This window comes from Streptomyces sp. NPDC085524, assembly GCF_044541755.1.
Taxonomy (GTDB): domain Bacteria; phylum Actinomycetota; class Actinomycetes; order Streptomycetales; family Streptomycetaceae; genus Streptomyces.
In genome coordinates this window covers 78,145-98,490 of sequence record NZ_JBITTH010000016.1, presented here as the reverse complement: position 1 = coordinate 98,490, position 20,346 = coordinate 78,145, and the positions used below count along the sequence as shown (strand labels likewise).

The 20,346-nt window shown below is 73.1% G+C and carries 18 protein-coding genes; 4 read left to right on the top strand and 14 right to left on the bottom strand.

Going from position 1 to position 20,346, the window contains the following annotated elements:
- Positions 1-23: 23 nt before the first annotated feature.
- The 9 genes from ACIGFK_RS24375 to ACIGFK_RS24335 all read right to left on the bottom strand — a co-directional run bounded on the left by ACIGFK_RS24375 (position 24) and on the right by ACIGFK_RS24335 (position 8,793).
- On the bottom strand, positions 24-1,169 hold the full coding sequence (locus tag ACIGFK_RS24375) for an LLM class flavin-dependent oxidoreductase (RefSeq protein WP_400053574.1): 1,146 nt from the start codon (positions 1,167-1,169) through the stop codon (positions 24-26).
- Between the two features lie 117 nt (positions 1,170-1,286).
- A complete protein-coding gene (locus ACIGFK_RS24370; RefSeq protein ID WP_376656976.1) occupies positions 1,287-2,018 on the bottom strand; it encodes a GNAT family N-acetyltransferase in 732 nt (243 codons plus the stop codon).
- The gene (locus tag ACIGFK_RS24365; protein WP_400053573.1) at positions 2,015-3,031 is read right to left on the bottom strand and encodes a transporter substrate-binding domain-containing protein; all 1,017 of its coding nucleotides are present in this window, start codon (positions 3,029-3,031) and stop codon (positions 2,015-2,017) included. Before ACIGFK_RS24365 ends, ACIGFK_RS24370 begins: the two co-directional genes overlap by 4 nt.
- A gap of 47 nt (positions 3,032-3,078) precedes the next feature.
- Positions 3,079-3,873, bottom strand: coding sequence for an amino acid ABC transporter ATP-binding protein (locus tag ACIGFK_RS24360; RefSeq protein WP_400053572.1), 795 nt, complete (start codon positions 3,871-3,873; stop codon positions 3,079-3,081).
- On the bottom strand, positions 3,870-4,835 hold the full coding sequence (locus ACIGFK_RS24355) for an amino acid ABC transporter permease (protein ID WP_400053570.1): 966 nt from the start codon (positions 4,833-4,835) through the stop codon (positions 3,870-3,872). Before ACIGFK_RS24355 ends, ACIGFK_RS24360 begins: the two co-directional genes overlap by 4 nt.
- A 217-nt stretch (positions 4,836-5,052) precedes the next feature.
- On the bottom strand, positions 5,053-6,162 hold the full coding sequence (locus ACIGFK_RS24350; protein WP_400053568.1) for an aryl-sulfate sulfotransferase: 1,110 nt from the start codon (positions 6,160-6,162) through the stop codon (positions 5,053-5,055).
- A gap of 80 nt (positions 6,163-6,242) precedes the next feature.
- Positions 6,243-7,244 carry an ABC transporter substrate-binding protein gene (locus tag ACIGFK_RS24345; RefSeq protein WP_376656981.1) on the bottom strand — a complete coding sequence of 334 codons (1,002 nt, stop codon included), beginning with the start codon at positions 7,242-7,244 and terminating at the stop codon, positions 6,243-6,245.
- Positions 7,245-7,291: 47 nt separating this feature from the next.
- Entirely contained in the window at positions 7,292-8,008 is a 717-nt protein-coding gene (locus ACIGFK_RS24340) for an ABC transporter ATP-binding protein (RefSeq protein ID WP_376656982.1), read from the bottom strand.
- Positions 8,005-8,793, bottom strand: coding sequence for an ABC transporter permease (locus ACIGFK_RS24335; protein ID WP_400053565.1), 789 nt, complete (start codon positions 8,791-8,793; stop codon positions 8,005-8,007). Before ACIGFK_RS24335 ends, ACIGFK_RS24340 begins: the two co-directional genes overlap by 4 nt.
- Positions 8,794-8,954: 161 nt before the next feature.
- Between ACIGFK_RS24335 and ACIGFK_RS24330 the strand changes: the two genes are divergently transcribed.
- Positions 8,955-9,524 carry a helix-turn-helix domain-containing protein gene (locus ACIGFK_RS24330; RefSeq protein ID WP_376656984.1) on the top strand — a complete coding sequence of 190 codons (570 nt, stop codon included), beginning with the start codon at positions 8,955-8,957 and terminating at the stop codon, positions 9,522-9,524.
- A 27-nt stretch (positions 9,525-9,551) separates the two neighbouring features.
- Here ACIGFK_RS24330 and ACIGFK_RS24325 read toward each other — a convergent pair whose 3' ends face one another.
- Positions 9,552-13,397 carry an NACHT and WD repeat domain-containing protein gene (locus tag ACIGFK_RS24325; RefSeq protein WP_400053563.1) on the bottom strand — a complete coding sequence of 1,282 codons (3,846 nt, stop codon included), beginning with the start codon at positions 13,395-13,397 and terminating at the stop codon, positions 9,552-9,554.
- 150 nt (positions 13,398-13,547) lie between these two features.
- Positions 13,548-13,910 carry a hypothetical protein gene (locus ACIGFK_RS24320; protein ID WP_376656986.1) on the bottom strand — a complete coding sequence of 121 codons (363 nt, stop codon included), beginning with the start codon at positions 13,908-13,910 and terminating at the stop codon, positions 13,548-13,550.
- Between the two features lie 384 nt (positions 13,911-14,294).
- On the opposite strand from ACIGFK_RS24320, the gene ACIGFK_RS24315 reads away from it, so the two are divergent.
- Entirely contained in the window at positions 14,295-15,329 is a 1,035-nt protein-coding gene (locus ACIGFK_RS24315; RefSeq protein WP_376656987.1) for a nitrous oxide reductase family maturation protein NosD, read from the top strand.
- Positions 15,330-15,363: 34 nt separating this feature from the next.
- Positions 15,364-16,428, top strand: coding sequence for a methyltransferase (locus ACIGFK_RS24310; protein ID WP_376656988.1), 1,065 nt, complete (start codon positions 15,364-15,366; stop codon positions 16,426-16,428).
- Between the two features lie 113 nt (positions 16,429-16,541).
- On the opposite strand, the gene ACIGFK_RS24305 is transcribed toward ACIGFK_RS24310, so the two are convergent.
- Both ACIGFK_RS24305 and ACIGFK_RS24300 read right to left on the bottom strand, forming a co-directional pair.
- A complete protein-coding gene (locus ACIGFK_RS24305; RefSeq protein WP_376656989.1) occupies positions 16,542-16,799 on the bottom strand; it encodes an acyl carrier protein in 258 nt (85 codons plus the stop codon).
- A 13-nt stretch (positions 16,800-16,812) separates the two neighbouring features.
- Positions 16,813-17,916 carry a SchA/CurD-like domain-containing protein gene (locus ACIGFK_RS24300; protein WP_376656990.1) on the bottom strand — a complete coding sequence of 368 codons (1,104 nt, stop codon included), beginning with the start codon at positions 17,914-17,916 and terminating at the stop codon, positions 16,813-16,815.
- 150 nt (positions 17,917-18,066) lie between these two features.
- Here ACIGFK_RS24300 and ACIGFK_RS24295 point away from each other — a divergent pair, with 150 nt between their 5' ends.
- Positions 18,067-19,722, top strand: coding sequence for an FAD-dependent oxidoreductase (locus ACIGFK_RS24295; RefSeq protein ID WP_400053560.1), 1,656 nt, complete (start codon positions 18,067-18,069; stop codon positions 19,720-19,722).
- A gap of 22 nt (positions 19,723-19,744) precedes the next feature.
- Here the strand turns inward: ACIGFK_RS24295 and ACIGFK_RS24290 are convergent, their stop codons facing one another.
- Entirely contained in the window at positions 19,745-20,344 is a 600-nt protein-coding gene (locus ACIGFK_RS24290) for a TetR/AcrR family transcriptional regulator (protein WP_376656992.1), read from the bottom strand.
- Between the last annotated feature and the right edge of the window lie 2 nt (positions 20,345-20,346).

The following is a 20,346-nucleotide window of genomic DNA, read 5'->3' as shown; positions in this document are numbered from 1 at the left end:
GGTCGGTCGATCGGTCGCGGGGGTCAGGCGGCGGGCGGGCGGGCGTAGCGGCTGGCGGGGCGCTCCAGCCCCAGCAGGCCGCGCAGGGTGTCCGCCTCGTACGCACGGCGGAAGACCCCGCGCCGCTGGAGCTCGGGCACCAGGGACCGGGTGATGGCGGGCAGGTCGTGGGCGATCACGCCGGGTCGCAGCCGGAACCCGGTCAGGCCCGCCGACCGCCAGTCCTCGAGCAGGTCCGCGAGCTGTGCCGGGGTGCCGGTGAAGGCCGCCGTGCCGTCGGCGTACGGGGTGGGGTCGAGTGCGTCGAGACGGGCCCGGCGGCTCGCGGCGGCCGGGCCGTCCGCGTCCAGGAACACCGTGAGGTCGCCGAAGACGTGCGCGGGGTCGCCCGTGATCCGGGACACGGCGGCGCGGGCCCCGTCGGCGTCGCCCGCACCGACGTACACGAGGTCGGCCGAGCCGTCCAGGATCCCGGACTCCGCCGCTACCAGGGGCTGCCCCTGCGGCGGGCGCGGGGTGATCGACGGGCCCCGTACCGTGAAGTGCCGGCCCTCGAAGTCGATGTAGTGGAGCTTGTGGCGGTCCACGAAGCGGCCGGTCGCCACGTCCCGGATCTCCGCGTCGTCCTCCCAGCTGTCCCACAGCCGCCGGACCACCTCGGCGTGGTCGGCGGCCTCCCCGTACAGCTCGGTCTCGTCCACCGGGAACTCGCGGCGCCCGAAGTGGCGCGCCTCGTGGGGCACTCCGCTCACCTGGATGCCGAGGCCGGCGCGGCCGCGGCTGACGTGGTCGAGCGTCGCTATGGCCTTGGAGATGTGGAAGGGCTCGGTGTGGGTGACGGTCACCCCGGGCACCAGGCCGATGTGCCGGGTGAGGGGTGCGATCCGGGCGGCGGTGAGCACCGCGTCGAGCCGCCCGCGCACCTGGTCCGTACGCTCGTCGGGCGCGGCCGGGGAGGAGGACTGGAGGGAGAGGGCGTCGGCGAAGGTGACGAAGTCCAGCAGCCCGGCCTCGGCCTCGGCGGTGACGTCGGCCCAGTACCGGGCGGTGAACAGCTCGCCGGGCCGGGCGCCCGGCTCCCGCCAGGCGGCGGGGTGCCGGCCCGCGCCGTCGAGGGCGACGGCGAGATGCAGTGTGGACACGTCGAATCGAGCCTTCCTGATCGGCATGGGGAACAACGGAAACGGACCGGCCGTGAAAGGCGAGTTCAGGAGATCCTTTCGAAAACGCTAAAGCGCGCTCCCCGGCCCGTTCAATGGCCCCGGTGCGAAAAGAATTTGACGGTGTTAAGAGGATGTGGCGGCGGTGTTTCCCGGCGCGCGGACCGCCATGAAGAAGGGCCGGTGGCGCAGGGTGAACCCGATCGACTCGTAGAGCCGGATCGCCTCGGTGTTGCTCGCGGCGGTGTGCAGGAAGGGGACCTCGCCGCGCTCGCGGATGCCCGCCGCCACCGCGCGGACCAGCCGTGTCGCGAGCCCCCGGCCCCGGTGGTCGGGATGGGTGCACACCGCGCTGATCTCGGTCCAGCCGGGCGGCCGCAGCCGTTCCCCGGCCATCGCGACGAGCCGGCCCCGGTGGCGGATGCCGAGGTACGTGCCCAGCTCGACGGTACGGGACCGGAACGGCCCGGGCTGCGTCAGCTCGATCAGGGCGAGGACCTCCGGAACATCGGCTGGGCCCAGCCGGACCGCCTCGGGCGCCGGTTCCGCGCGCAGCGAGGTGTCGACCAGCTGGACACCCGGGATCGCGGAGACCGTCTCCCAGCCTTCGGGCGGCGTCAGTACCCCGGACAGCCCGGCGATCTCGCCGTCGCCCACCAGGGTGCGCAGGTCGGCCCAGGAGCGGGGGTCGTCCGGGTCGGCGAGGGCGGTGAAGGGCGACACGTCGGCGGGGTACCGGGCGGCACGCCCGCCGCCCGCCGGGTGCTCGGCGAGGGCGGCGTGCGCACCGGAGAGCGATGCCCAGGCCGGGTTGTCGAGCACGTGCGGGGAGAGCGGTGCGCGCGTGCCCGTGCTCATGAGTTGGTCAGCGGCAGGCCGGGCGGGTTGACCTCCGACTTCGCGACGGCCTCGTCGGAGAGGTTCCACGCGGCCAGCAGCTTGCCGTACTGGCCGGTCTCGATCAGGTGGTCGATCGCCGCCGCCACCGGCTCGGCCAGCCCGCTGTCCTTCTTGGCGGTCGCCGCGATCAGGCCCTGGAGGGTCTCGCCGGCGCCGGAGTAGGAGCCGGCGTTGCGCGTGGGCGTGCTGGTGCCCGCCGTCTGGGTGATGTGGTAGGCGATGGACGGGTTCGGGCCGAAATTGACGTCGATCTTCTTGCCGCTCAGGGCCAGGGCGGTGCTGTTGGAGTCCGGGAAGTACTTGATTTCGAAGTCCTTGCCCTCGGCCTTGGCCTTCGTCTGCCACTCCAGCAGGATCTTCTCCTGGTTGGTGCCCTTGGCGACCGCGACGTGGCGGCCGGCGAGGTTGCGGAAGTCGCCGCCGAAGTTCCAGGTGCTGTCCTTCAGCACCTCGAAGCCCAGGTTGTCCTTGCGGTACGAGGCGAACTCGTACTTCTTCTTGCGTTCCTCGGTGACCGTGACGTTGCTGAAGGCGACGTCGACCTTGCTGCTGTCGACGCCGACGAAGAGGTTCTCCCAGGTGGAGTTCTTCACCACGGGCTTGAGCCCGAGGGTGGCCGCCACCAGCCTGCCGAGGTCGGGCTCCGCGCCGGTCAGGGTCTGCTGGTCGGTGCCGACGTACGCCAGCGGCGGGAAGCCCGCGGGCAGCGCGCCGACCCCGATCACCAGCTCCCCGCGTTCGCGGACGGACGCGGGGAGCCGGCCGCGCAGCGACTCGACGACCGGGACGGACAGCTCGGCCTGCTGGGCGGCGCCGTTGGACACCCCGCCGATGGTGACCACGTCGGAGGCCGGTCCGTCGGCCCCGGCGTCGCCGCCGCAGGCGGTGAGACCGGAGGCGAGGGTCACGGTGGCGGTGGCGGCGCCGAGTCCGCGTATGAGCCGTGTGCGCAGGGAGGACTGGTGGTGCATGACGTTCCTTTACGGGAGTGGGCAGGGCGGGGCGGAATGCGGGGGAGTCACAGGACCTTGCTCAGGAACTCTCGGGTACGGGGGTGGGCCGGTCGGTCGAGCACCTGCTCGGGCGGCCCCTGTTCGACGATGCGGCCCTCGTCGAGGAAGACGACCTCGTCGGCGACCTCACGGGCGAAGCCGATCTCGTGCGTCACGATCAGCAGCGTGGTGCCGCCGGTGGCCAGGTCCTTGATGACGGAGAGCACCTCGCCGACGAGCTCGGGGTCGAGCGCCGAGGTCGGTTCGTCGAAGAGGATGACCCCGGGGCGCAGGGCGAGCGCGCGGGCGATGGCCACCCGCTGCTGCTGGCCACCGGAGAGCTGTCGGGGGTAGGCGCCGGTCCGGTCCCCGAGCCCGACCCGCTCCAGCAGCCGGCGCGCCAGCGACTCGGCCTCGGCCCGGGGGAGCCTGCCGGCGGCCACGGGGGCGGCGGCGACGTTGTCCAGGACGGTCAGGTGCGGGAAGAGGTTGAAGTTCTGGAAGACGAAGCCGATCCGGCCGCGCTGGGCGAGGATCTCCCGCTCGGCGAGTTCCTTCAGCCGCTTCCCGTGCCGCTGTACGCCGATCAGCTCGCCGCCCACGCTGACGTGTCCGGCCTCGGGCTTCTCAAGGTGGTTGACGACCCGCAGGAGCGTGGACTTGCCGGAGCCGGACCGCCCCAGGACCACGGTGACCGTGCCCGGCCGGACCGTCAGGTTCACCCCGTCCAGGACGCGGCGGCCGCCGAACCACTTGTGCACGTCGTGGACCTCGATCGCGGCGGGCCGCGCGGCGGTGTCCGTGGCGGTGGTCGCGGTCATCGTGCCGTCTCCTTCCGGAAGCGGACCCCCAGGTCACGCAAGCCCGCCCGGGCCCGCTCCAGGGGGGTGGGTGGCAGGGTGCGCAGGGCGCCGCGCGCGTAGTACCGCTCCACGTAGAACTGGACGACGGAGATCACGCTGGTGAGGAGCACGTACCAGGCGGTGGCCACCAGCAGGAGCGGCACCACGTCGCCGGAGTAGGTGCTGCCGAGGCTCTGCACCGTGCCGAAGAGGTCGAGCAGGGACACGTAGAAGACCAGCGACGTGGCCTTGACCAGCCCCAGCAGCAGGTTCACGTACGCGGGGACGATCGCGCGCAGCGCCTGCGGGAAGACGATCCGGGTGAACTGGTACCGCTTGGGCAGGCCCAGCGCGGACGCCGCCTCGTGCTGGCCGTGGTCCACGGAGAGCAGGCCCGCCCGCACCACCTCGGCCGCGTAGGCCGCCTCGGCCAGGCTCAGCCCCACCACCGCCAGCGCCATGTCGGTGGCGAGACGGGACTCGTCGAAGGTGAGGAAGGCGGGGCCGAAGGGCACCCCGATGCTCAGCTTCGGGTAGAGCGCACTGAAGTTGTAGAGGAAGAGCAGGACCACGATCAGCGGCACGGACCGGAACAGCCAGACGTACGTCCAGCTCACGGACCGCAGCACCGGATTGGCCGAGAGCCTGGCCAGGGCGAGGAGTACCCCGCCGATCAGTCCCAGGACCGCGCTGTACGCGGTCACCTGGAGGGTGATGAGCAGGCCGTCGAGGACGACGGGCCGCGCGAACCAGTAGGCGAACCGGTCCCATTGGTAGAAGGGGTTGGTGAGCAGCCCGTGTACGGCCTGGGCGACCAGGACCAGTACGAGGGCGGTGGCGATCCACCGCCCCGGGCGGCGGAGCGGGAGGACGCGCTCGGCCGGCCCGGGGGGTTCCCCGGACCGGCCGGTGGGTGCGGCGAGGGTGAGCGATTCGGGCACGGACGCTCCAGCGGTTTCGGCTTCGACAAGGTGAATTCTCGAAAAGCAGCCGTCATGCCGGACAGAAAGAGGCCGCTGATGTGTTTGTCTGCGGCGTAAGCTAGGCAGCCCTCGGAAGGGCTGTCAACGTCTCCGATATCGATGTCCTGTCGAGCGCACGGCGATTTCATCCGCCGTACACAGAACGCCCTTTGGCGAAATAAAACGGGGTTTCCGTTTACAGCCAGGGCAGCTCGTCGGCGCTGTAACGGTAGGCGCGGAAGACGGAGTTCTGGGCACCGGCCGAGGACTCCAGACCCACGCCGTCGCCGAAGGACCGGAACTGCGGGACCACGAACTCCCACACCACCTCCCGGTCCGGGGTCACCTCGAAGAGCCGGCCGAAGGAGCCCTCGGCGATGAAGGTGTTGCCGTTCGGCAGGCGCTGAGCGCTGGACATGTACGGGCTGTAGAAGTTCTGCGGCGGGTTGTCCTCGTACGACCACACCTCCTTGCCCGTGCGCGGGTCGAGCTCCAGCACCCGCGAGTACGGCACGGAGGTGGTGTCGCGGTAACTGCCGTTGTCGAAGACCAGGATGTTCCCGCCGGGCAGCTCGTGCGGGTGGTGCTGCTGGGCGAGCACGTCGGGGCCGAACGACCACTGGACGGACCCGTCGGCACGGTCGATCGACACGGCGGTGGAGGCGCTGCGGAAGCCCACCACGATGGAACCGTCCGCGCTCTCGTTGACGGTGTTGGCCATCGGCCAGTGGTTGCGGTCGAAGTGCGGGTCGAGCGGCACCTCCTCGGGGTCGAGGTGCTCGATGGCGGCCCAGCGCCACACGATCTCGCCGTCCCAGGTCAGTTCGTACACCACGTCCCCGTAGATCACCCCGCCCTCCGCCTCGGAGCCGGGGATGCCGCCCCGGATACGGGCCGCGTCGGTGGGGTCGAGGGGTTCCACGGCACCGATGAGGAGGTTGCCGTTGCGCAGGATCGAGGCGTCGTGGTGGTGGAAGGGGTGGCGGACCTCGCGCACGACGGAGGAGTCCGGGGCCAGTTCCTGGAAGATGCCGCCGTGGTAGACCTCCCAGATGGGGAAGAGGACCGGGCCGCTGGTGTCCTTGGCCGCGTAGAAGAGGTTCCCGTTGGGGAGGAGCTGCGCCTGGCGGCCGGGCGGGTGGGGGGAGTTCCAGGTGTGGGCGGTGCGTCCCTCGATGTCGACGAGGTGGATCTCGCCGGCGCTGGTGATCGGCGTGTAGAGGGTGTAGCCGCCGTAGCTGCGCTCGGGGTCGTGGGCGATCAGTCCGACGCCGCGGCGGCGCAGGGTGTTCTGGTCGACGGTCATGGGGATCTCCTCGGGGGAAGCCGGCTCGATGGAAACCGGATCGGGGGATGTCGGGTCGGAGTACGTGGGCTCGGGGGGCGTCAGTGGACGGTGACGGCGGAGGCGTCGGCGGCCGTCAGGGGTGCGGGGTCCAGGTACCGCTGCAACGAGGCACGGTCCGCGGCTCCCGGCAGGCTCTGGGCGGCCTTCGCCCAACCGGCCTCCTCCTCCAGTTGCGCGAGCAGCTCGGGAGAGAGGGCGGCGCCGTAGGTGTAGCGGGGCTGGAAGACGTCGACGTATCCGGCCTGGAGGGTGCCCTTGGACTGGGTGACCACGGCCTTGCGCGCGCCCGCCGGGTCGGCGGCGATCTCGCGCTGCGCGCTCAGCACCGTACGGAGCACCGCGGCCGTGGTCTCCTTGTCGGCCTTGGGGCCGGCGACGAGGAGGGTCCTCGCGGTGTACCCGGTGAAGCGGAGCTCGGCGTAGTCGCCGCCCAGGGCGGTGCGGGTGGCGTCGTAGAACCCGGGGAAGGTGACCCCCGCGTCGACGTCACCGCGGGCCAGCGCGGCGGGGACCTGGTTCGGGGCCAGGTTGACCACCGTCACGTCGGAGGCCGTCAGCTGCGCCGAGGCGAGCATGCGCGACAGCGCGTACTCGACGTTCGTGCCCTGCGGGACGCCCACCTTGCGGCCCTTCAGCGCGGCGAAACCGGTGATCGACCGGTCGGCCCGGGTCAGCAGCCGCCAGTCCGAGAACCGGGACAGGTCGGCGACGATCCGCAGCTCGCGCCCGCCCAGCGCGGCGGTCACGGCGGGCAGGTCGCCGACGACGCCGAGCTGAGCCTGGCCGCCGAGCACGGCGTTCAGCGCGTCGCGGCCCGTGGGATGGGTGGTGACGGTGGCGTCGAGGCCCTCCGCGGACCAGAGGCCGCGCTCCTGGGCCACATGGACGGGGGCGCCGCCGAGGTGGTCGCTCGCCGCGATGGAGACGGCGGGACGGGCGCCGCCGCCCGCCTCGTCGGAGGAGGAACCGGCGCAGGCGGTGGCGACGGTGCCGAGCAGGGCCGTGAGGAGTACGGCGGCCACTGTGCGGGATCTGAGCATGGGGGAGGTCCTTCCGGGGGCGGGGTTCGAAGGGTGGGGCAAGGGGGTCATTCGGAGCCGAGATGGCGGGCGATCAAGGAGCGGAGGTCCGGGTCGGGCGGCCCGGCCGGCACGGGGTGGTCGGCGAGCACGCGTCCGGGGGAGCCGCCGAGGACGATCACCCGTTCGGCGAGGGCCAGGGCCTCGTCGATGTCGTGCGTGACGAAGAGGACGGTCGTGCCGGTGCGCCGCCACAGCTCCCGCAGCAGCTCCTGCATCCGGGTCCGGGTCAGGGCGTCGAGCGCCCCGAACGGCTCGTCCATCAGCAGGACTTCCGGCTCGGCGGCCAGGGCTCGGGCCAGTGCCACGCGCTGGCGCATCCCGCCCGAAAGCTCCGCCGGGTACTTCTCCGCGCCGTCCGCGAGCCCGACTTCGGCGAGTGCCGCCAGCGCCCGCCGCCGGCGTTCCGCGCGGGGCAGGCCGAGCCGCTTGAGGGCGAACTCGACGTTCCCGCGGGCCGTGCGCCAGGGGAAGAGCGCGTAGTGCTGGAAGACCACGCCCCGCTCCGGGCCCGGCCCGAGCACCTGCGCCGAGCCGGCGGTCACCCGCCCGGCGGCGGGCCGTACGAACCCCGCGATCGTGTTCAGCACGGTGGACTTGCCGCAGCCGCTGGGGCCCAGCAGGGCCGTGAACGAGCCCGCCGGGAACTCAAGATCGGTGTGCTCCAGGACCGGGGCCGTGCCGTAGCCGACCGACAGCCCCTCCAGGCGTACGTCGAGGCTCATGACTCGCTCCAGTGCGCGAACCGGCGGCCCGCCGCCGCCAGTACGAGGTCGACGGCCACCCCGAGCAGTCCGAGGACGAGCAGGCCCGCGAACATCCGGTCCACCCGCAGGAACTGGCCGTCCACCTGGAGCCGGTACGCCAGTCCGCTGTCGGCGCCGCCCAGTTCGGCCGCGACCAGGGCGAGCAGCGCCACCGAGGCCCCGTAGCGCAGCGCCGCGAGCAGGGCCGGGGCCGCGGCGGGCAGCAGGACCTCGGTGATCCGGCGGTGCAGGGGCGCCCCGAGCGACCGGGCCGCCCGCAGGTGCGAGACGGGCACCCGGGAGACCCCGTCGTGCACGTACAGCCACACCGCGAGGAGCACGGCGTACGCGATGAGCAGGCGCTTCGCGCTCTCGCCGATGCCGAACCAGGCGGTGGCCAGCGGCACCAGCGCGATCGCCGGGATCGGGCGGAGGAAGGAGACCACCGGGGACACGGCGGCGGACAGCCAGGGCAGGCTGCCGGTGGCGAAGCCGAGCGCACTGCCGAACGCCGCGCCCAGGGCGAAGCCCTGTCCCGCCCGGGTCAGGCTGGCGCCGAGGTCCGTGGCCAGGGTTCCGCTGGAGGCGCTGTCCGCGAGGGCGGCGAGGGTCTGGCCGGGTGTGGGAAGCAGCCCGGGAGCCACCGCCCCGGACCCGGCGAGCAGGTACCAGAGGGCGAGCACGGCACCGGCCGCGCCCAGGGCCGGGCCGAGTCGGCCGAGTCGGCCGAGGGTCCGGCCGGGCGGTGAGGGGGTGGCGTGCACGGGGCGGCTCCTGGGTCGTTCGTTCGCCCGGGGCGGGCGTTCGCTCAAGGCGGGATAAGTGAGGTCAATAATTGACGACGCTTATTAAGGGAGTGTTGCGGCAGTACGAAACCTTCCGGAGCCGCCCGGCCCGGGATACGCCATGGGGTACGTTCACCAGCGTGTCTCGCCCAGAACCCACGCCCGAAGCCATCGAGGTCGGACAGGTGATCCGCGGCTGCCGCAAGCAACGCGGCGTCTCCATGGCCGTGCTCGCCGCCCGGTCCGGGCTCTCGCAGCCCTTCCTCAGCCAGCTGGAACGCGGACTCGCCACGCCCAGCCTCAGCTCCATCTACCGGATCGCCGAGGCCCTCGACGTCACCCCCGGCACCTTCCTGCGGCCGCCCGGCCGGCCCGGCACGGTCAGCCACGAGGCGGACCCCCAGGTGATCCGGGTCGACGAGGCCGCGGGGCAGGTCGCGCAGGTGCTCATCCCCGGCGGGCGCAGCACCCTCATGGAGGCGTACGAGCACCACTTCGAGCCCGGCCAAGGCGAGCGCGGCTGGTTCGAACACCCCGGCGAGGACTTCCTGTACGTCCTGGCGGGCGAGATCGTCCTGGAGGTCGAGGGCGAGGACCCCCTCACCCTGCGCGCGGGCCAGAGCGCCCACCACCGCGGCGAAGTCCCGCACCGCTGCCGCCTGTCGGGCACGGAGCCCGCGCGCACCCTGCTGGTCATCGCCAACGCGTAGGCGCGCCCGGGCCCTTCGGGATCCGCCTCAGTCGCCCGCGCGCAGCGTCCGGTCGATCGCCGCCAGCCGCGCCCCGACGTCCGGGTCCCACAACCGGACCGTGCCGTCGGTACTGCTGGAGGCCACCGTCCGCCCGTCCGGGGAGAACACCACGCCCCAGACCGCGTTCGTGTGCCCCGTCAGCGCGGCCACCGGCCGGCGCCCGGCCACGTCCCACAGGCGCACCGTACGGTCGTTGCCGCTGCTGGCGAGGGTACGGCCGTCGGGGGAGAAGGCGATGCCGCGGGCCGAACCGGTGTGGCCGGTCAGCGCGGCCTCGAAGCGGTGGCGCCGGGCGTCCCAGAGCCGGACGGTCCCGTCGTTGCCGCTGCTGGCCAGGGTGGCCCCGTCCGGGCTGAAGGCCACCCCGCGCACCGCACCCGTGTGGCCGGAGAGCGTGGCGAGCGCGCGGCGGCCGGCCACGTCCCACAGGCGCACCGTCAGATCGTCGCCGGCGCTCGCCAGGGTGCGCCCGTCCGGGCTGAACTCCACGTCGTTCGCGAAGTCCGTGTGACCGCTGAGGACGGCCGACTCGGTGCGCGCCGCGGTGTCCCACAGGCGGACGGCACCGTCGGACCCGGCGGAGGCCAGGGTGCGGCCGTCGGGCGAGAAGGCCACCGAGAACACCGTTCCCGCCCGGCCCGGCAGGACGGCCGAGGCGCGGCGCGCCGGCACGTCCCACAGCCGGATCGTGCCGTCGGACCCGGCCGAGGCGAGCGTGCGGCCGTCGGGTGAGAAGGCCACCGAGAACACCGTCTCGCCGTGCCCCTCGAGGACGGCCAGGACCTTGCGACCCGCCACGTCCCACAGCCGCACTGCGTGATCGGCCTCCGCCGTGGCCAGGAGCTTCCCGTCGGGGCTGTACGCCGCGTGCCAGATCTCCGAGAACGGCCGCGAGGCCAGCACCGCCCCGCGCAGGTCCCACAGCACCACCGACTGGTCGAACCCGGCGGTGGCCAGCACGGCGCCGCCGGCGTCCACGGCCACCCCGAGGACGTAGTCGGTGTGTCCGGAGAGGGTCGCCGTCAGCCGGCCGCTGTCCACGTCCCACAGCCGGGTCGCGCCGTCGCCGCCCGCGCTGATCACCGTCGTCCCGTCCGGGGTGTACGCCACCCCGTTGACGTCGTCGCTGTTGCCGGTCAGCGTCGCGGTCGTCCGGCGGCCCGCCACGTCCCACAGCCGTACCGTCCGGTCGACGCCCCCGCTGGCGACCGTACGGCCGTCCGGGGCGAAGGCCGCGCCCAGCACCTCGTCGGTGTGCCCGGCGAGGACGGCCAGCGGGCGGGCCTCCACCGGGTCCCACAGCCGTACGGTCCGGTCCGCGCCGGCCGAGACGAGCGTCCGGCCGTCCGGGGCGTAGGCGAGGGCGTTGACCCGTCCGGTGTGCCCCGCCAGGGAGGCCACGGCGCCGTCCTCCCCGGCCGAGCCCGCCGCCGCTTCCCCGGCCGAGCCCCCCGCCCCGACCGTCGCGTCCCAGAGCCGGATCGTCCCGTCCGGGCCCGCCACCGCCAGGGTCCGGCCGTCCGGAGCGAAGGCGAGGGCCCGGGCACCGGCCGTGCTCGCCGGCAGCACCGCCGCGATGCGGCGCCCGGCGACGTCCCACAGCCGGGCCGGCCCGTCCGTGGACGTGGCCGCGAGGGTGCGGCCGTCGGGGCTGAACGCCACCGCGCGGACCCGGCCCGGCAGGGTGAAGGACGCCAGGGTCCGCTGCCCGGCCGTCTCCCGCACGCGCACCGTGCCGTCGGCGCCGGCCGAGGCCAGGGTCCGGCCGTCGGGGGCGAACGCCACCGCGTTGACCGGCCCGGCGTGCCCGCCGAGCCGGGCGATGAACGGCTGCGACTGGGTGCTCAGCAGGGCGCCCCGGGCCTCGTTCGTCGGCGCGGCGCGGTAGGCCTCCCCGGCGAGCCGCATCGAGGCCTCGGGCTGGCCCGCCGCGAGCGCCGCGGACTGCAGGGCGAGCGCCCGCGACCGGGCCACGCGCTCCTGGCCCAGCGCGCCCGCCCGCTGCTGGTACGCCAGCCCGCCCGCGCCCACGGCGAGGACCAGCAGGACCACGAGCGTGGCCAGCATCCGCTGCCGCAGCCGCACCTGGCGCCCGGCCTGCCGCTGCCGGGCCTCCTCGGCGGCCTGACCGGCCCGCAGGAAGGCCTCCTCCAGGGGGCCGAGGCGGCTGCGGCCGTCGAGCTCGTCGGCCCAGGCGAGGGCGTTGTCCAGCCGGGTGCCGCGGTGCAGCGCCGAAGGATCGCGCCCCTCGCGCTCCCATTCCGCGGCGGCGAGGGCCAGTTGCTGGTGGATCAGCAGCCCCGCGCGGTCGGCCCGGATCCAGCCGCGCAGCCGCGGCCAGGCGTCCAGCAGTGCCTCGTGGGTGATCTCCACGGTGTCGCTGTCCATGGTGACCAGGCGGGCCCGTACGAAGCTGTCGAGCGCGGCCGCCGCACGGCCGGGCCCGGCCGGCTGCGCCGCCATCAGCTCGCTCCGGCTCATCCGGCGCCGCGTCACCCCCGAGCCGTCGGCGCCGTCGACCACGTGGACGAGCCGTACGAGCATCCGGCGCACGGTCCGCTGCTCGGCCGGGTACAGCCGGGCGAAGACGTCCTCGGCGGTCCGCGCCACCGCCCCCCGGATCCCGCCGGTCCGCTCGTATCCCGCGACGGTCAGCGTGTCCCCCTCCCGCTGGCGCCAGGTGGCCATCAGCGCGTGGGACACCAGGGGGAGCGCACCGGAGGGGATCCGCTCCGCGGGATCGTCCTGCAGACCGGCATCGCGCAGCAGCAGGGGGACGAGCCCCGGCTCGAGGGAGAGGCCGGCGCACTCCGCCGGGCGCGTGACCGACTCCCGCAGCTCCGCCACGGACATCGGCGGGAGCACGAACAGTCCCCGGGCGAAGACCGGTGCCAGCTCCGGGAGGTCCAGGCAGTTCCCCGAGAAGTCGGCCCGTACGCCGAGCACCACGAGGGCCGGGTCGTGCCCGGCCCCCGCCGGACGGGCGGCGGCCAGGGCCCGCAGGACCCGAACGAAGGCGCGCCGCTCGTCCTCGTCGGAGCAGAGGGTGAACAGTTCCTCGAACTGATCGACGATCAGCACCGGCCGCGGCGGCGGAGCCGGCCGGTCCCGCGCGCCGTCGGGGGAGTCGCCGCACAGCCGGCGGACGGCCCCGAGCAGGAGCGTCGGCTCGGCCGCCAACTCCTGCGGGCCGAGGCCGAGGTCGCTGCCGAGCACCTTCGCGGTACGGTCCAGCAGCTCGTCCAGGGGATGCGCCGTGGGAGTGAGCCGCACCACCGGCCAGGAGTCGGCGCCCGCCATCGGGAAGCCGCCCGGACGCTTCAGGGCCGGTACGAGGCCCGCGTTCAGCAGGGACGACTTGCCGGCGCCGGACGGGGCGACAAGCAGCAGCGGACCGCTGCCGGCCCGCTCGAAGAGCCGCTCCACCAGTTCGGCGGTGGCCCGCTCCCGGCCGAAGAACCAGCCCGCCTCCCGCACGGTGAACGCCGGCAGGCCGCGGTAGGGGCACTCGCCGGGGTCGGCGGGGTGATCCGGTGCCGACGGGGGTTCGTTTTCCCGCACCATCCGCAGGAGTTCGCCCTCCGCTCGCAGTACCTCGTCGCAGCGGCGCGCGACATCGGGGGTCGCGCGCTTCGCGCCGGTCTCGATCTTGCTCAGGTAGCCCTTGCTGTAATGGGTCTGCCGCGCCAGGTCGGCCAGTGACAGCCCGCGTTGCAGACGCAGACGCCGCAATCGAACGGGGAAGGGCGGCTCGGAGTCTTCGGCAAGGTCGGAATCGATCTGGTGACCGGTCTTCCGGCGGTGGTCCGGATCGCCCACAACATCCCCCATGGCAGTGCGTGCGAGGCAGCGAGACGGCACCGCCCAGGCTACCGCGGGGGTCTGACGGGGAGCCGGGTCTTCGCACGTACATGACCGGAACGGGAGCGTCCGGAGCCGTTTCGGGTACGGCTCCGGACGCTCCTGCGTGGGGGTTCGGTGCTACGGGTTGAGGCGGATCGAGTTGATGGGCGTCAGGTTGGCGTACACGCCCGTCTTGGCCGCGATGGGGTTGCCGCAGCCCGCTCCGTTGTAGCCCGTGCACAGGTTTGCGGTCGCACCGCCGTACTGGTTGTTGAGGACCCAGTGGTTCCCGTACTGGCCGTCCAGGTTGTGGGCCCCGTAGCTGTAGAAGACGTGGGTCGGCTTGACGGCGGGGTTCTGGTTCTGCGGGTAGATGCAGACCGCTCCGTCCGGGCATCCGGCCCAGGTGTCGGCGGGCTTGGCCTGAACCGTGCCGCTGAGCGCGATGACGGCGACGGTGGCGGTCGCGAGCGCGGCGGCGCCGCGGAACAGCTTGAACATGGTTTCCCCTCGGGTCGTGCTGCGGTGTCGGTGCGGTCCTGCTCCGGGGCCGGCGCCGGTTCCTGCTCCGGTCCTGACTCCGGGTCCTGCTCCGGGTCCGGCTTCCTGCGGACCCCTCAAGGCTGTGCCCGCCCCCGGGCCGGGGTCGACGGGTTTCCCGTTGCCCGTCCCCGGCGGGGCCGGGAAACCCCCGCCGACCAGCCCGGTTCCCGAACCGTGGTCAACAAGGGGGAAGCCGCCACGCCGGTGGATCCCAAAATGAATCCGTTTGCCGACGGGATGTATCCATCCGCTTACCCGGTGTGGCGGGCGGCCGGGAACGCCCCTAGCTTCGGCAAGGTGACGAACCGACAGCTCAAGTGCCTCACATGCATCTCAGTCGTCATGGCCGCAGGTCTCGGCGTCGCCGCGCCACCCGCCGCCGCGGCCGGACACATGGTGCATCCGGGAGAATCGATCCAGGCGGCCGTGGACGCCGCGAAGCCGGGGGACAGCATCACCGTGCTGCCCGGCACCTATCGGGAGAACGTGCTGATCACCAAGCGGCTGACCCTGCGCGGGTGGGGGCGCCAGACCGTGATCATGCCGCCGGCGGCCGCTGCCGCGGCACCGCCCGCCCGCGCGGCCGGAACCGCCTGCTCGCAGGCCGACACCGGCATCTGCGTCATGGGCACGGCGGAGAAGACCGTCGACCGGGTGAACATCCGCTCGCTGACCGTCTCCGGCTTCAAGCGGAACGGCATCTGGGCCTCCCGCACCGACCGGCTCGCCGTCGAGCAGGTGATCTCCGAGAAGAACGGGACCTGGGGCATCGCCCAGGAGAGGTCCACCCGTGGGCTGTTCCGCGGCAACACCGCCCGGGACAACGCGGAGTCCGGCATCTTCATCGCCAACACCGTCGACCGGGAGGGCGGGGCCACCGACACCCTGGGAGCCGTGGTCCGGGACAACACCCTGACCGGGAACCGGATCGGAGTGACGGTCAGGCGCGTCCGCAACCTCACCGTCAACGACAACAACGCCACCGGGAACTGCGGCGGCGTGTTCGTCGTCGGCGACGAGGGCATCCCCGGCGCCGGCGACATGACCATCCGCGGCAACCGCATCCACGCGAACAACAAGTTCTGCAAGGGCAACACCCGCCTCCCCGACATCCAGGGCGTGGGCATCGTCCTCACCGGAGCCGAGGACACGGTCATCCGTTCGAACTCCGTCCGCGACAACGTCGGCTCCTCGCCGCTCTCGGGCGGGATCCTGCTGTTCAAGAGCTTCGTGGGCGCCAAGAACAACGACAACGTCATCAAGGACAACGTGGTGCGGGGCAACATGCCGGCCGACCTCGCCAACCAGGGCACCGGAACCGGCAACAAGTTCACCGGCAACCGCTGCCGGACGTCCCAGCCCGCCGGGATGTGCTGACCGTGTTCCCCGCCACCAGGAGAGACGAGGCCCCATGACCACGGTGAGTCCGAAGCCGAACCCCCTCTCGCCCCCCACCCAGCCCCACACGCCGCAGCCCGCCATGCGGCTGCGCGAGCTCGTCTTCGGTGCGGCCTGCGCCGCGGCCGTCCGGGCCGCCGCCCGCCTCGGCGTGGCCGACGCGCTCGGGGACCGGCCCGCCACCGCCGAGGAACTCGCGACGGCCGTCGGATGCGAGCCCCGGCCGCTCCGCAGACTGCTGCGGGCCCTGTCCTGCTACGGGATGTTCGCCGAGACCGAGCAGGGCGCCTACGTCCACACGGACATGTCGCGGCTGCTGCGCGAGGACGATCCGCACAGCCTGCGCTACATCTCCCTGTGGTGCACCGAGCCCTGGACCTGGCAGGCCTGGCCGCGCCTGGACGACGCGGTGCGCACCGGCGGCAGCGTCTTCCAGGACCTCTACGGCAAGGGGTTCTTCGACTACCTCCACGAGGACGCCCACGAGTCGGCCCACGTCTTCAACCGGGCCATGACCACCTCCAGCATGCAGTCGGCGCTGGACGTCGCGGAGCTCCTCGACCTCACCGGCGTCTCGACGGTCGCCGACGTCGGCGGCGGCCAGGGCCACGTGCTGGCGAGCCTGCTGGAGAAGCACCCGGCCGTACGGGGAGCCCTGCTCGACCTGCCGGGCGTGGCGGCGAAGGCGGACCCCCGGCTGCGGGACGGCGGCCCGCTCGCGGCGCGCGCCGAGATCGTCCCCGGGGACTGCCGCGAGGCCGTCCCGGTCGAGGCCGACCTCTACATCATCAAGAACATCCTCGAGTGGGACGACGACAGCACCCGCAGGACCCTGCGGAACGTGATCGCGGCGGCCCGCCCCGGCGCCCGGGTCGTCGTCATCGAGAACCTCGTCGACGACACCCCGTCGATGAAGTTCACCACGGCCATGGACCTGCTCCTGCTGCTCAACGTCGGAGGTGCGAAGCACACCGAGGAGAGCATGCGCACCCGGATGGCGGACGCGGGTCTGGTGGTCACCTCGGTCCGCCCGGTCAATCCGTACCTGCACGCGTTCGAGTCCACCGTGCCCGGATGACCCCGGGACGCCCGGCGCGCAGCCGCCGCGCAAACGCCCCCGGCACCGGCGCGGGGCCGGTCCCGGGGGCGTCGGCACGCGTGCGCCGGTCCGGTACCCGTTCAGGTGCCCGTTCAGGTGCCCGTCATCAGGGCGCCGTTGACGAGGTCGAGGAACTCCTGCGGCGACTTGCACCGCTCCGCATCGGGCGGCAGGGGCCGGCTGTGCCGGTTCTCCAGTTCGCCGACGATGCCGAGCAGGCCCAGGGAGTCCAGGCCCCACTCGTCGAACCCCGCATCGGGGCGGCTCGCCATGTCGCGGGCGTCGACGGTGACGCCCGCGCCCTTCTTCATCAGGGCGGCCAGTTCTTCGATGGTCAGTCGATCGGTCATGACGGACTACTCCTCAGACTCGCGCCGGCGAACGCCGGTCGGTGATCAGGCGCATTTCGGAGCGCGCGAGGAAGCGCGAGATCTCCTGGTCGGTGGTGGGCACGCCGTCCTTGGCGCTGTCGAGCAGCCGGGCGAGGACGGCCGCCTTGTGGACGCCCTCCACGCCGAGCGCCAGGGCGGGCCGGGCGTCGAGCGGCCCGCGGACGTCCAGGACCCGGACGACGAAGTCGTCGCGCTGGAAGACGGTGCTGGCCTCGACGGGGCTCGTCGGATCGTCCACCGCCATCTCGTCCTGCCGTGCCAGCAGCCGGGCGAGCGCCATGCCGCACCCGTCCTTCGCGGGATAGAAGAGCGCGTGCCGCCCGAGGTCCGCGCTCTCGGGCCGCGCCGCCGCCACGTGGTGCACGGCCGGGAGGGCCGCCCGGGTGAAGAACGTCCGGGCCGATCCCGGGTCGGCGAGGTCGCGGTCCATCTCCAGGTACGGGTTGATGGCCTCCTCCAGTGCCCTGACCTCGGGCTGCCGGGCCACATGGCTCAGGGCCGCCTGCAGGTCGCCCTCCACCTCGATCGCCCGCACGACGCGGTTGCCGTGCATGAAGAGGGAGGTGCGGCGCAGCCGGGTGCTCTCGTCGACCCGGGCCTGCGGGGAGACGTACGAGGCCAGCAGCCCCGCGACCACGGCCTCGGTGCCCGGCTTGACGGTGAAGGTGAGTGCGTGGCGCACCACCCCGTCCCCGCGCCGCGGCGCGGGGGAGACCAGGGGAGCGGCGGTGTCCTTGCCGGCCTCCCGCATGACGCTGAACCGCAGCGAGCGCGTGTCCCGTACGCAGCCGTGGAGCGGCTGCACCGAAGCGACGTGGTCCTCGCTGTTCACCCAGGCGAGGAAGCGCGGTGCGCTCTCCCATTCGCTGGTGATCAGCCACTGCGACGGGTTCTCGATGGACTGGCACAGCTCGTCGCTGATGTGGCCGGGCACGGAGGACACCTGCTTGCGCAGATGCTCGTACACCTCCAGGAACCGGTTCTGAGCGCCGTCGTACAGGTCCAGCAGCAGCACGACCCGAAGTCTCGAGCCGTCGAAGGCGGACTGGGATATCCGTTCCGACAAGGTTGTCATCTTTCACACTCCTTCGGGACGTCGCGGTCGCCACGGGCGGCGGCGCCACCCGCAACCGATCGTTGTCCCCTGGACCGCCCGGCGCGAGAGGGGAGAACCAAGCGGGTGAAGGCGCGAGGGAACGGCCCTCGCACAGGGCATGGAAGAGCCATGAAGGAAAACGTCGACCTCCGCGTCCCGGTCCTCATCGTGGGCGGCTCACTCGTGGGCCTGTGCACCTCGCTGTTCCTCGGGCGGCACGGCATCGGGCACATGCTCGTCGAGAAGCACGCGGGCACCTCGCTGCACCCGCGCGGGCGCGGGATCAACGTGCGGACCATGGAGCTGTTCCGGGTCGCGGGTGTCGAGGACCGCATCCGTGCCGCCGCGAGCGTCCTGTCGGACAACCACGGCATCCTGCAGGGCGGCTCGCTGACCGGCGACGACCAGGAGTGGCTGTTCGAGGAGATCGACCCCGGCGGCGGCCTGGCCCGCTTCAGCCCGGCGACGTGGTGCCTGTGCAGCCAGAACGACATCGAGCCGGTGCTGATGTCCGTGACCCCGGGGCTCGGCGCCGACCTGCGGTTCTCCACCGAGCTGCTCTCCTTCGACCAGGACGCCACGGGGGTGACCGCCGTCATGAAGGGCCTGGAGACCGGGGAACACCTCAAGGTGCGCGCGGACTACCTCGTCGCCGCCGACGGGCCGCGCAGCCCCGTCCGGGAGGAGCTCCGCATCGGGCAGACCGGCCCCGGCGACCTCTTCCACAACGTCAGCATCACCTTCCGCTCCCGCGGCCTGGCGGGCGTGGTCGGCGACCGGCGCTTCATCGTCTGCTACCTGACCAAACCCGGTGCGGACGGGGCCCTGCTGCCCGTGGACAACGCCGAACGGTGGGTCTTCCACGCGCCCTGGCACCCCGACCGGGGCGAGACGATGGAGGACTTCACCGACGAGCGCTGCGCCGAGCACATCCGGCGGGCCGTCGGCGCGCCCGGCCTGGACGTGGAGATCACCGGGAAGGCACCGTGGCACGCCGCGGAACGGGTCGCCGAGCGGTACGGGTCCGGGCGGGTCTTCCTCGCCGGCGACTCCGCCCACGAGATGTCCCCCACCGGCGCGTTCGGCTCGAACACCGGCATCCAGGACGCCCACAACCTGGCCTGGAAGCTCGCCGCGGTGCTGAAGGGCTCGGCGGGCCCGCGGCTGCTGGAGAGCTACGAGGCCGAACGGCTGCCGGTGGCGCGGGCGACGAGCGCGCGCGCCTCGGCCCGCTCGGCCGAGCACAGCCACCCGGGCTACGAGCCCGACCCCGAGTCCGCCGCACCCGGCGGAGGACGGCCGGGCGGGGTCCTGTCCGTGGCCATGGGCTACCGCTACCACCAGGGCGCGGTCCTCGGCGCCGACCACGAGCAGCCCGTCGTCCCCGAGCGGATGCGCCCGTCCGGCGATCCGGGTACCCGGGCCCCGCACCTGTGGCTGCGCTTCTGCGGGGAGCCGGGGCCCGGGGAGCGGGTGTCGACCGTGGACCTCTACGAGCGGTCGTTCGTGCTGCTCAGCTCCGAGGGCACGCCCTGGCGGGACGCGGCCCGGTCCGTCGCCGGGGAACTGGGCGTGGACCTGGTCGCGTACGCGGTCGGCACCGGCCCCGGGGCCGACCTCGAACCGGAGGAGGGCGCCGACTGGGCCGGGGCGCACGGCACGACGCCGGCCGGAGCGGTGCTCGTACGCCCCGACGGGTTCGTGGCCTGGCGGTGGCCGCAGGGCGCGGAGGACCCGGAAGGCGTCCTCCACGAGGTGCTGACCACCCTGCTCCACCGGGCCTGAGCCGGCCGCCCCGCCGGGGCGGTCAGCCGTCGTGGGTGACGAGGGCGGCCACGTGCTCCGTCATCGTGTCGAGGATCTCCGCGGCGGCCTTGTCGTCGCCGAGTACGAGGAGGTTCAGCGTCAGCCCGTCGGTCATGGCCACCAGGTAGCGGGCCAGCGCGGGCAGCGGGATGCGCAGCTCGAACTCCACACTGCCCCGGAGCTCTTCGAGGAGCTCGGTGTAGGTCTCGGAGTACACCTCGTACTGCCGGCGCGCCAGGTGCTCGAAGCCGGGCTGGCGCATCGCGTACTGGGTCAGCTCGTAGGTGAGCATGTGCGTGCCCGGATGGGCGGCCACGTGGTCCCAGTACGCCCGGAACCCGGCCCGTACGGTCTCCCGGAGCGTGGCCTTCGGCCGGATCGCCTCCCGCACCACGGTGATGTACTCGCCGGTGATCGCGGTGATGACGGATTCGAGCAGGGCCTGCTTGGAGTCGAAGCAGTAGTGGAAGACGCTCAGCGACACGCCCGCCTCGGCGGCGATGGACCGCGTCGTCGTCCGCGCGACGCCGTCGCGGGTCATGGCGCGGATCGCGGCCTCGGTCAACTGGCGGCGGCGCTCGGCGGACGGCATCCGTGCCATCG